Consider the following 10,460-nt stretch of genomic DNA (forward strand, 5'->3'; position numbering starts at 1 on the left):
CCGTAACCATCGCTCCAGATATCATTAATATCTTTTAAGGTGAACTTCGCGTTGGGATAAGCAGACTGTATCTCCTGTGCAAATTCCCGTAAGGGTTTTTGCAGTTGTTCTTTTTTTTTGTCAACGTCCGTCTGGTACTTGAGTCGGCTGACCAGAAAATCCTTCACCGCCTGATCAAACTGCTGGCCCTGTTCTATTTTTGGTTTTATGGCTTGCCAGGCCTCATCTTGTAAATTCATCAGGTCTTTCAGTAAATTCGATTCAAAATCGGACGGATTACCGGGACTGGGTTGGCCGGTCAATTTACTGGTCACTGATTCTTTGAGCGCTTCCCTAAGTACACCGGCGAGCATTGCCTTGGGGTCATACCAGAGGTTTATTCTTAAAGCGGATTCTGAATTGGCCAAAATCCATGTCCGGATACGCTTCAGCTCCCTATCAGTTGGGTTAACGCTAACAAAATGCAGCTGCGAAGGGACTGTATCCAGGTTGGTTTCTAACCAGCTCCAGATGTCTGAAGCCAGTTGCGCAAATTTTACACCGGTTACCTGCGGGTAAGTTCCAATCAGGTTGACGAGTTTTTCGGAGACCTTTAATACCGAAACAAATGTCAATGGCTCATTCTTATGGCGATGGCTATCAAGCATCACAAAAGACGAGAGCAGGTCTTCAAAACGTGCGTTAAGGTCTGCGTTCATAACGCGGTGATACCCTAATAACGGCCCAAATTCCTTATTGAACGTCTTGGCGTCAGGAATCAGTTGGCCGATTGATTTCGGTGCTGAACCTTCAGCAGGATCCGTATCGGAACGGCGAACCCTGCGAGCTGCCGCCGGATCGGTGATTGTGGGATAGCGCCAATGGAAGGGCGGCTGCAGACCACCAATCGGAGTCATTGTGCTAACCGGTGTCATTGTGCCAATGGACGCCAGTTGCAGGCGATAGCTGCCGTTCCCGTCAGGTTCTGCCGTCAGTTCCACGTGACGCCCCAGAGAGCCGTGTCCGGTTACCGCCAGACGCATGGACTTTCTGTTGTCTGTCTCTGTCGTTTGATTAAACCTTACCTCAACGGGAAGGGTGTCTTTGACCATTACCTGACGGGGGTTCACTACCGGTAACGGCAGTTTGTCCTGTCCGGGATAGTGCCGTGGCAAATCAAGCTCAGCACGAATCCGGTTTTTGGCCGCATTGGCATCTTCTTCTGGTGCCAGCCCAAGGGCCAGCCGCAATGCCTCCCCCAGTTGGTAAAAGAACGAAAGATGGCCTGACAGCCAGCCGAAACCATAGGGCAGGTCTCCCTCGTCCGGATCAAAATGGATGACCGTGAATGTGCCGTCATTGGTTGTCTGGTTAACCGGTATGAACGTATCATTATTGGTTGTTTGGTTAACCTGTACGAGATCATTAACGGTATCATTTTTTGTACTATGCTTGATCGGCAGGTAGGTCAGCGGACCGGACTTACTGCCGGGTAATGCACCATTGCGACCGGGGATAATTAAACTGACATACTCTCCGGGGATCGTCCTGTTACGCTCATCGGGAGAGACTTTCATTAAACCTTGGTCGTGTATATCACCAAGGGTGTCAGGTCTTATCGGGATCGTTAGGTTACCCGCCAACATCCTTAACGCATCGGTATTGTTCAACCGGTGTCTGAACAGGTCGCTGGCATCCACCAGTTGCCACAGGTCACTGCCGAGGGTCTGGTTACTGGAACGGGTCAGGTAGTCAGGCGTCAGGTAAACTCCTACTCTCTCACCCAGAGCTTTGAGGGTAAGGAATCTGCCCCGAACGCTGCTGGTGCCGTTGTTTAAGAGCGACTCCGGCTCGGCCAGACCGTCGTATTCATCCTGTTGTGCTTCGTCATTTTTCTTCAGGCGCTGAAGATTTGCCAGAGCCGTATTGTTGGGATCTCGGGCGATCAGCCAGTCCAGACTGTCATCAAGCGCCCTGCGGAAAAACCATTGTTCACTGCGCAACGGTTGTTCGTCGTAAACGGTTTCGATGGCCTTGAGCAAATCCGCCATTTCCCCGCCTGTACGGTTACTCTCCGCTGACGCTTGCCAGTCTCCCATAACGCTGGCAAGTGCTGGCGCCAGCCCGTCACCCTGATAAAGTTCCCGGACGGCATCAACAAAGTCTTCCGCTGTGCCGCCCCGTTTCCTGAGATCATGGCGTTGGCCTGACACCAGTCGCTGGTAGAGATCGCCGGACTCTGGTGGCCATTGCCGGGCCTGGTAGCGTTCATCAAGCCCATAATGCGGTTGCAGTGCTTTCAGCCTGTTGTCAGTGATTCCCCAGAGCTGTTCAATACCGGCCACAGCCACGGCATTGTCGGTCAGGGTTTTTCGCCATGCAGGTACCAACAGGGATGACAGTCCGTGTCCAAGAGCCTCGTCAGAGTGCCGGGAAAGATCAGCGGCCCCCAGACGAATCAGTGGCTGACTGTCGTTTGTGAAGGTTGCGTCACTGTCAATAAACAATCGGTCGGACTCTGCCTTGATAAGAGGGACCTTGTTATCCGGGCCACCCGGATCACTGGCAATCTGCAGTCCGTGAAGAAAAGTCAGCAATTGCCGGTTAAAACCACCGTATAGAAACAGTCCTGCCAATTTCTTGAGGTCAAAAACCAGCCGCTGGAGCGTTTGTGCCGGATCCTTGTAACCGAGTGAATGGTAGCCTTCCACATCAAGGGTGATGTCGACCAGTCGCAGTGGCGGAGCGGCGTCGCCCTGGGGGTATACCCTGATGCCTATTTCTGTTCCGTTAACCCGGGTGCGGTAACCATCGCCAAAAGCAGGACAGGCTATTGTCTCGTCGATGCGCAAAAGAGGCGCGACGGGTGTGAAAGCATAATAACTGTCAGGCACTGGTCTGGTAACATTGCCTGTTGGGACGATCTCCTCGCTTTTGAGCCAGGCAAGTGTTTGACTAAGATCGTTTTTAGAATGCCAGTGTCTGGCTTGCAGTTGGGCACTTAGAGGAGTTGGCGGCTTCTCAGGATTTTTTGGGGCATTGAACAGATCAGGAAGCAAAGACTCCAGCCAATAGAGTGAAACCGGTGATACTTTCTGATTCAACCATTTGGCAGCCAGGGTTTCAGAGATAAAGTCGAGCTGTGTTTGAGTGGCTATAGCGGAAACCACGTCATCAGTCTGGCTGATGGGAGACGGGATTAAACCACCACTATTTTCTGCGGAACCATGCTGGCGAGCCTGAAATTCTGACCAGAAGTTATTGGGGTCACAGGCTTCATAAACGACCATTGCCATATTTTTCAGCAACCTGGCAACGAGTTGGTCAGCTCCGAGCGATTGCCCGATTAACAATGTAACGCCATCGTCGTCATAAAAGATATTCTGACCCGGCAAATCAGAGTCAGACAGGATAATACTGATATTCCGATGTAAATAGTGGGGAAAAAAACCGGACTGCTCGATTAACCAGAAGGCTCTGTCAATGGCTGTCCTGACCGTACTGATGTGTGCTGGCGTGGCAAAGGCTGATCCGGGGCTGGCCTGATCCGTTGACAGTCTGATGCTAAAAATATCGGTATTAACAATGGCCGGGTAAAACCAGCCATCGCTGGTCTTGAACCACTGCCTTTTGGGAGTAGAATTGAGAGGATTTGTATCAGTTAGATTGGCGGGCATGCAGGAAGCTCTCCTGAGCTGTAATGAATTCTACCGAAGTACGACAGTGGGCAAGACCAATTTGAGTAATGCAACAGATGTCGTTTATCAGTAATATCACTGTGTTAATGATTTCTGAGTTTTTCAACCCTGACTCATCGTAGTCGAAGGTAGCGGAGTCGTCAGGTTTTGTATCATTCCCTGGCTTGCCGATGGTACAAACGACGTGCTCTCGCCACTGCGATTGCCCGATAGGGCACTGAGGTCCTGAACCAGTCGCTGGTAGTGCTGGTAAAGTTCCGTATCATTCAGGCTTGCCATCACTGGTTGCTCACTTTCCGCTGTACCCGTTCCAACGTCGCCTTCCTCACCTCCGACCAGGCTGCACAGGTAATTAACCAGCCGTTGCCCCCTGGATCTCAGGCTTAAGCTGATGGCATCAGAGCCGTCAGCTGCGGCAAAATGAATCAGTTTGCTCCCGGCCCGTGTTCGCCTGCCCAGCGGCAGGCCCCGGCGAATCCAGGCGGCCAGGATAAAACTGCCGCCAGTGACCGGAGGTGGCATCAGGCGGGATAAACCGGCGGGGCAACGAGCCTGATCACCGCTGTCAGTGGCATTACGCCGAGCCAGCGAATGCCAGCTTGCCGCCTGCAAATCTGCGAGGCTAACACCAGCCATTCGAACACGGTTAAACGAAGCAGGGGCGAAGAAGAGCTTTACCGCGCCATTTTCTTCTGCATTCTCCAGCTCCAGACTGACAAGGTTATTGCCAGAGCCGGGGTGGACACTGGCACCCCTGCTTTTAAGGTGGAAAATATCATTTCCCGAATCTCCATACAGCCCGGCCTCGGGCTTGGCAGTACCTGAGAAGAAAAACACGTCATCACCTGGCCCGCCATGCACTGGTGCTGTGATATTGCCAAGCTGGTAAGTGCCATCCAGTCGTTTATCAACCGTCAGCCTGGAGTGAGCAAATAAAAAGACACCCTTATATTTGACAAACAATCCAACTTGTCTACTTTTTCCCTGTGTCTGATTTCTAGTTCCGGCAGGACAGGTTATGGCCGGTGCGCGAAGTTCGCTGAGCGAGAGGTTCTTGACCCGGTTTCTCCACACTGGTTTCAAAAGCCTTATAAAATACCCTTCTCACGATTCCAGCGTTCCGGGCACTTGCAGAAGTTCGAGTTCCGCATTGGACGCCTTAAAAACCACTATCTGCTGGCCGTTGATGGTACGCAAACCTTTTTTCTCCGGAAAGCTGCACGGTGACGACTGCTGTGTAATGAACAAGGGCAAAGCCAGTGAGGCTTACTATCACCAACTGATGGGAGGCTGTATTGTTTTATCAATAACAGCAGTGTTTCTGAAGATATTAATATTGCTTCCGGATCCAATTGCAATCTGAGCCAATTCCGAGATTTTGCCCTGGAATGCGTTACCAATTATTTCGAGTTTGTTTGACAGGTTATTGATGTTGCGAAGATTAATGAATATTGCTTCCTCGGGAATCATACTGAGTTTTGTTGTGTGGATGGTTTCACCAATGACCTTGTTATTAGCGAAACGTAAGCCTGGGTCCGTGTGCAAATCATTGGTGGATGCATCCAGATTCGCAGAACAATGAATGTTAACTGCGGCCCAGACAGGGAGATAAAAAACGTTGTTCTCTATAGATAGTGCCCCATAATAGCAGCTTGTGTGGACAATAACGTGAGTTTGAGTACCTGGATTAACTCCGGTTGGCTGGAAAGTAATGTGTTTTATATGATTGTCTGCTGTTTCTCCAAAATTGAATTTGTCATCGTACTGAACGCCAACTCCGATCATGTATCTACTTGTAAAGTTATCATGAAGCTTGATAACAATTTCAAAACCGTCATCAGCAGCCCCGATGATGTCCTGACCGCTCTTCAAAACGATTGCATTGGCGATAAGATATTCAACAGTGGGCTTACCTGTCACGAGGGCAACGGTTGAAGAAGTTGTTTTGGAGGAAAGCAAGATAACAGTGTTATCAGGAATCTGTTTTATCAACTCACTTAAGTCATCTGCAGGGTCGGCACTGAGAACATCGCAATGTCGTTCCCTGACAAGATCACTGTCGTCGATTAGCCGTTTTTGAACCCCCGTCGTTTGACCTCTGAGAGAGCTGCATAATTTCCTTGGAGGGGAAGTTGCAGTAGTAGGAGCTGCAGTAGTAGGAGCTGCAGTAGCATTAGCAGGAGCTGCAGTAGCATTCTGTTGATAGGTACCGTTTATTGGATAGTCGGGATGTAGGCCAATCTTGCCCAGGGTTCCTGCATAATTAATTTCTATGGGTGTTGATGCTTTAGTGGGTGTTGACTCTTTAGCGGCTCTTGACGCTGAAGTGGCTGTTGACTCTTTAGTGTCTGTTGACACTGTAGCGGCATTTACCGGGCAAGCATTACTATTCGAAAAATCCAGCGCATCCAGAAATTCAGTTCTCGAAGAGCAATTGGCTGTTAACACACGTAGGTCGGCTTTTTGGCAAAGAAGCTGATCATTGGAGATAGATCCAGAATTCGTTATATTGCCATTGATAAAGCTGTTCACCGCCGTGGTGTTGCCAACCGTACCTGTAACGTACCCCCCCGATGCCGGCGTGTGCAAGTCTGCCCGAGGTTTCGACCGTGCTGTTCACCGCCGTGGTGTTGCCAACCGTTCCTTTTACCTGCCCCCCCCCCGATGCCAGCGTAATTTTTATCACCATTGGTGAGAATATGAACATCTTTCGCCCAGATATTACTGACTGTGCCAGTATCATCAACAACACAGGCTGCTAACCCGGTCGTGTTCTGGGAAGTTATACTGGCACCAGTAAAGTGAAGGTTCCTGATGCTGCCTTTCAGAGTGTCAATAAAACAGTCAGACAGGCCGCTGATGGTACGGCACTGCCCATAGTACTCCCCGGTGAATGGGTGGGTATCATTGCCAATGGATTGATAGTCTTTAGTGACAACAATATCTGCTGTCTGTTGATAGGTACCGTTCAGTGGATATTCTCGACCAATCTTGCCCAGGTCTTTTGCATCATTAATTTCTATGTGGGCTGTTGACGCTTTAGCGGGTGTAGATTGAGTGGTCAGGGGCAGTAACAGAAATACAGGAGCGATGAACAGAGCCGAATTGTGCTGCAACTTGATCATTTTCAGGACTCCTTGGAAAAGTCGGTAGGAAGCCTGGACGCTGTGTTTATAGTTTTCCATTAATATGATTATGGTGTTGCAAGAAAACAGGCGGATCTTTTTGTCAATCCTCTCTTTAGTGCTGCTATTCAGGGTATTAGCCATGACTCCTGAGCCGCTCATATAGAGGGCGAGGGCGTTGCAACAGCCTCTTTTAAACGAGGGGGTGAATCACTCAGGCTATAGATTCAACAATATGGCCAGAGAGGCTATGACCCCCAGAGCATTGGTCACTGGGGTTGTATCAATGAGAAGATTTTTTCATTGTTCGAACGTCATACCGAATGGATCAGCAAAGGTAAGGCTGGAACCCCTGTAGAGCCTGGCCTCAGAGTCTGCGTATTGCAGGATCAGTTCGGCTTTACCCTGCATCATCTGGTCATGGGAAAACAGATGAACGACCAAGTTACTGTATCTATTGAAGAAGGTGCCAAACAGAGATTTCCCCAGGTACCACAAGTCAGTTATGACCGGGGTTTCTTATCTACGCCGTCACCATGGATGCACGACGAATCGTGTCTAACTTCACACTCGCGTAGGCTGTCCCGGTAAAGTCTGCGCAGACGTTGGCTCTTGATCCAATGCTTTGCCAGCAACTATTTTGAAAAACCTTGGTACTACTTTTGATCAGCTACAATTTCCATGTTTTGCTCGCTACTTGGTTCTTCTCACATGAAAACTCCATCCTACTTTGCAGCAAGACAGCAAACAAGCTTGTTATTCATGCCTCCTGATTCATCTGTAGTTATGCCTGATATTTCCGTTATTGATAACCCTGAAGTTAATACTGATGCCGATCGCGCTGAGCAAGAGCAATTATTTACACATTTGCAAAATGAGGTTCGCCAAGGGAACGTTGAAGAAGTTGGCAACCTGTTAGATGCTTCTCCGGATTTAATTAATCAATTGGATTCCTTTGGAAATACGCTGTTGCATGTAGCTGCAACACAGGGGGACGCAAGTACCTTAGAAGCACTCTTGAATGCGGGGGCAGATATAGAGATACTTAACAATCAGCAACACTCACCACTGCACTTAGCAATCATTAACAATTATCCTGAAGCTGTAAAACTATTGATAGAAAGCCCAGCTCGTATTTCTGAACGATTGAGAATTATCAATCAAGAAGACTCTCAAGGCAATACACCTCTTCACTTAGCAGTATTGGCAAGGAACACTAAAGTCGTGACTTTACTTCTTAGTAATGGTGCTAGCCAGGAACGATCCAACAATTATGGATTTACACCACTGTACCTTGCTGCTATTAATGGAACACAAGATGCAATAAAAGTGTTATTAGACTGGAAATCTGCGATTTCTCAAGATGAAGTGTCAGCACTTTTTCATATTGCCGCAAATTTCAATAGTGAGTCCCTTATGGAAGGTTTGCTAATTAGAGGTCTACATCATGGGTTTAAGTTCTATCAACCATGCATGCCTGATACAATGGACCAGTTTTGCGTTCAAACTGAGTCAGGTCTAACTGTCTTACATGAGGCGGTTCTTGCTAATTCATATTCTGTAGTAAGGCTTCTAATAAGAGTGGGTTTGATAAAAATTAATGCACAGGACGACCAAGGTAATACTTCGCTGCACTATGCAATCCAGAATAACGATATGGAAATGATTGAAATTCTTTTGTCAGCAGGAGCAGGTATTAATATAATGAACGGCCTTGGATACACGCCTTTGCATCTTGCAGTCCAACTGGAAAATCAGGTAATTGTAGATTATCTACTGAATGAAGATAAACATAAAGATGAAATTGCCAACCCCAATATTCGTGCGCAAGATGGCCGAACACCTTTAGATATTGCCTTTGAAAGAGGGCTATTGAAAATGGTAAGAGCTCTGGGCCCGATTACATGGCATAATACTTTACCTAAAGAAAATAAAATATTTCATACAATTATCCATCGGATGTTTGTTTTGCAGGGGATTGACCACGCAGAACTTCTTCAAACACTTTATGAGCATGATCCCTACCTGTCTTTCGATAAAAATATGCAAGATTTTTCCGGTAATACGCCTTTGCATGTTGCTTTAGAAATGGGTCTTGACCAAGCTTCTGTATTATTCATTCGTTTATACAAGCCAGCTTTAAATATCCAGAATAATGAAGGACAGACACCTCTACATGTTGCTTTACGTTATGGAAATCAAAAAGCTATAGAATTTTTAATAGAAAAAGGTGCAGATTTACAATTAACGGATAACAATAATGAGTCGGTTTTAGACTTGGCAACGTCCATTGGTAATGAAGAAGCTTCTTCATTGATTCGAAATAAAATTGAGAGTTCGAAAACCAACGGAACGAAAAGTGACTCTGAGCGGCAACCCCCTGTGGTTACTGAGCTGCAAAATTGAGGTATACTTCATCCTCAACTTTAGAGTTTTCAAAGGACAATAGTTCTACTTAATTCATCCAGAATCTGCTAAAAGCAACCGTCTCAAGTCCAGTAAAAAGCGAGACGGTTGCCATGCTCAAGGTTGTGCGTCAGGAAACCGAATATAAAACCGGACTTGGATGAAGAGTCTGGCGGATCGGACTATCCCTTTCCTGGGTTAAGCGACAGTGGTTTTTTTACCTCGTTCCCACGCTGGGACCCGCAGGGCCTAAAAGCATGGGAGCGAGTCAAAATGGAGCAGCGCCAGAAAGGTTAGAGTTCAACTCCATTAAGGGGATACCAGCCTTTTTCCATTAGCTTTTCATAAGACCATGGGCAGGTATCAGGGAAGCTGCTGTTGTCCAGTTTTGGGTATTTAGTGGGGATATGGCGATTCATTTCCCCGATAGCACCCTCTTTGGCATCTGGGTAAGCACCATTCAAAGCACCCTCAACCCGTCTTTCTAAACAAGCGTTCCTCCGCATTAACTTATTAATCTCACGCCTTGCATTATCAATAGAGTTCAGCCACCCATTGATAACCCTTTCCGTGGCAACCGAATCTCTTAATACTGTTGTTTGATAATCACACTTGAGTAAATGGAGAATAAGATTGGTTAGAAAACGTTCAAGATTATCGACTTTTGATTCTATGCCCAACTCCAAATCCTCTAACAGATTTTCTAAATCCAACTGGTCAAAGTGGTGATTTCGCAGCAAGGCTACCTGATTGGATAACCACTGGTGATAATCAGTTTCGTATAAATTACTCATAATGTTCACTCCATTAAACGGATACCATTCTTCAGCCATCAACCGCTCCCTCCCAGTCGCGCTCCAGGCGCTTGGTGGATACCCCCCATCCCTGGGGATAAGTCGGCCAGCAGGTCTGAGTTTCACTTTTGTTCGAGGTTTGAGGATAGCAGTTGGTGAGGGGGGTGCAAAGTTGTTGGCGGGGGTTTCACCTGGTGAGTAGACCGGCGGAACTTCCCCGCCAGCCCCTCTCAGAACAGTACGTGAACCTCTCGATTCATACCGCTCCCATCAGGCAGGCTTCCTCATTAGCCAAAATTTACTCGGGGGATACCTGTCTTCCAGCAGGTATTACTTGCTAAACCTTGATATCATGCTCGACTTTAGAGTTCTCAAAGGACAATAGTTCTAATTAATTCATCCAGAATCTGCTAAAAAGCGACAGTGGTTTTTAATTTTTATTAATTAACCTCCGTCGT

6 protein-coding genes and 1 pseudogene (1 of these 7 cut by a window edge) are annotated in these 10,460 nt (G+C 47.5%); 2 read left to right on the forward strand and 5 right to left on the reverse strand.

Annotated features, from left to right (window positions below):
- From ACOMG9_RS08615 to ACOMG9_RS08630, 4 genes are all read right to left on the reverse strand, one after another.
- On the reverse strand, positions 1 to 3,656 hold the start of the coding sequence (locus tag ACOMG9_RS08615; RefSeq protein WP_494530088.1) for a TcdA/TcdB catalytic glycosyltransferase domain-containing protein. The gene continues 23,872 nt to the left of window position 1, outside the view; 3,656 of the gene's 27,528 nt are visible here — the first part of the coding sequence; it begins with the start codon at positions 3,654 to 3,656; the stop codon falls past the left edge of the window.
- Between the two features lie 123 nt (positions 3,657 to 3,779).
- A complete protein-coding gene (locus ACOMG9_RS08620) occupies positions 3,780 to 4,640 on the reverse strand; it encodes a hypothetical protein (RefSeq protein ID WP_494530089.1) in 861 nt (286 codons plus the stop codon).
- A 309-nt stretch (positions 4,641 to 4,949) separates the two neighbouring features.
- Positions 4,950 to 6,209 carry a hypothetical protein gene (locus ACOMG9_RS08625; protein WP_494530090.1) on the reverse strand — a complete coding sequence of 420 codons (1,260 nt, stop codon included), beginning with the start codon at positions 6,207 to 6,209 and terminating at the stop codon, positions 4,950 to 4,952.
- Positions 6,206 to 6,946 carry a hypothetical protein gene (locus tag ACOMG9_RS08630; RefSeq protein ID WP_494530091.1) on the reverse strand — a complete coding sequence of 247 codons (741 nt, stop codon included), beginning with the start codon at positions 6,944 to 6,946 and terminating at the stop codon, positions 6,206 to 6,208. The genes ACOMG9_RS08625 and ACOMG9_RS08630 overlap by 4 nt, the downstream gene beginning before the upstream one ends.
- A gap of 144 nt (positions 6,947 to 7,090) precedes the next feature.
- Between ACOMG9_RS08630 and ACOMG9_RS08635 the strand changes: the two are divergent.
- Positions 7,091 to 7,327, forward strand: a pseudogene (locus ACOMG9_RS08635) (ISNCY family transposase); the annotation flags it as partial.
- Between the two features lie 186 nt (positions 7,328 to 7,513).
- On the forward strand, positions 7,514 to 9,208 hold the full coding sequence (locus ACOMG9_RS08640; protein WP_494530092.1) for an ankyrin repeat domain-containing protein: 1,695 nt from the start codon (positions 7,514 to 7,516) through the stop codon (positions 9,206 to 9,208).
- 293 nt (positions 9,209 to 9,501) lie between these two features.
- Here ACOMG9_RS08640 and ACOMG9_RS08645 read toward each other — a convergent pair whose 3' ends face one another.
- Positions 9,502 to 10,041 (reverse strand): DUF29 domain-containing protein, encoded by a 540-nt coding sequence (locus ACOMG9_RS08645; RefSeq protein ID WP_448216631.1) that lies wholly within the window; start codon positions 10,039 to 10,041, stop codon positions 9,502 to 9,504.
- Between the last annotated feature and the right edge of the window lie 419 nt (positions 10,042 to 10,460).

It is taken from the genome of Endozoicomonas sp. PH6C, from assembly GCF_059322965.1.

What these genes read in the sequence shown, in the direction of transcription:
- ACOMG9_RS08630 (WP_494530091.1), bottom strand. Translation starts at nt 6,946, where the DNA reads ATGGCTAATACCCTGAATAGCAGCACTAAAGAGAGGATTGACAAAAAG.
- ACOMG9_RS08640 (WP_494530092.1), top strand. Translation starts at nt 7,514, where the DNA reads ATGAAAACTCCATCCTACTTTGCAGCAAGACAGCAAACAAGCTTGTTA.
- ACOMG9_RS08645 (WP_448216631.1), bottom strand. Translation starts at nt 10,041, where the DNA reads ATGGCTGAAGAATGGTATCCGTTTAATGGAGTGAACATTATGAGTAAT.